The sequence below is a fragment of the Treponema sp. genome (assembly GCF_045657965.1).
Classification (GTDB): Bacteria; Spirochaetota; Spirochaetia; order Treponematales; family Treponemataceae; genus Treponema_D.
In genome coordinates, this window is the sequence record NZ_JAZOUG010000202.1 from 1 (window position 1) to 1,370 (window position 1,370).

General features: G+C 40.3%; 2 protein-coding genes. Both read left to right on the plus strand.

Going from position 1 to position 1,370, the window contains the following annotated elements; genetic code table 11:
- A partial coding sequence (locus ACKI5B_RS07395; protein ID WP_407427335.1) for a LysR family transcriptional regulator substrate-binding protein occupies positions 1-709 on the plus strand: 709 nt, incomplete at its 5' end.
- 105 nt (positions 710-814) lie between these two features.
- Complete coding sequence (locus ACKI5B_RS07400; protein ID WP_407427337.1) at positions 815-1,294, plus strand: GNAT family N-acetyltransferase; 480 nt, start codon at positions 815-817, stop codon at positions 1,292-1,294.
- Positions 1,295-1,370 lie beyond the last annotated feature (76 nt).

Sequence of the window (1,370 nt, forward strand, 5' to 3'; positions counted from 1 at the left end):
TGACAGGACGAAAAATACAATCTCTTTGAATCAGACCGGCCGACTTGCCGTGGACTATGCCCGCCGAATTCTTGCGCTTCAGAACGAGATGGAAAATGAGGTTCTTGATTTTTACAACAAGACCCGGGAAATTAAAATTGCTTCAATTGCGCCAATGCCGCTTTATGTTTTGACTCAAAAGTTTAACAAGACTTTTCCTCAGACTAAAATAACCGGCCAGATGAAAAACGAAAATGATGAGCTTTTTTCACTGCTGGAAAAAGACAAGGCTCAAATTATAATCACAACAATTAACCGCTCGGACGAACGCTTTTTTGCAACAGAGATTTTTGAAGAACATCTCAAAGTATTGCTTCCAAAAAGTCACAGCCTGGCCAATCGTAAATCTGTAAAACTCAAAGAACTTGCAGGCGAAACCTTCATAATGCTTTCAGAACTTGGATTCTGGTCCAATGCGGTTAAGCATGCAATTCCCGATGCAAAGTTTATTGAGCAGGATGACATTACAGACCTGAGGGATATAATTGCACATTCAACACTTCCGGCATTCGCAACGGATTACACTGAACAGGCAGACCATCTTCCTGCCTTAAAAAAAACAAGCCGTGTAGCCGTTCCAATTGAAGACGAGGAAGTGAATGTTAAGTTTTATGCCGTGTGCAGGGTTGAAATGATGAGGCAAGTGAAAAACGGAATGGAATCTGGGTAAGAGTCAGGTAGTCTAACTCCAGTTCATTATTTTTATAGCGTTCAACTATGTTTTTTTTATTTTCCCTGAGTCAGTTTTTTGTTATATTTAAATAAAAGGTTTTATATGACAGTCAGAAAATACGAAGAAAAAGATCTTACAGCAATGATTCAAATCTGGAACGAAGTTGTAGAAGATGGAATTGCGTTTCCGCAGGAAGAGCTGCTGACTCCAGAAAGCGGTAAGGCTTTTTTTGCAGGACAAACCTTATCTTGTGTTGCAGAAGAAGATGGCAAAATTTATGGACTTTACATCCTTCATCCAAACAATGTTGGACGCTGCGGTCACATCTGTAATGCAAGCTATGCCGTCGCTTCCTATGCCCGCGGAAAACATATTGGTGAAAAGCTTGTAAAAGACTGCCTTATCCAGGCAAAAAAATGTGGCTATGGAGTTCTTCAGTTCAATGCTGTTGTAGAAAGCAATATTCATGCCCGCCATTTGTATGAGCGACTGGGCTTTGTACAGCTGGGCACAATTCCAAAGGGATTTAGAATGAAGGACGGATATTTTGAAAACATCTGTCCTTATTATCATGAATTGTAATCGACGTCCCGCCCTAAAGTAAAAGCCCCTGATAAATCTCCAAATCCTTATTTCCAAAGACATTGAAGACAACCTT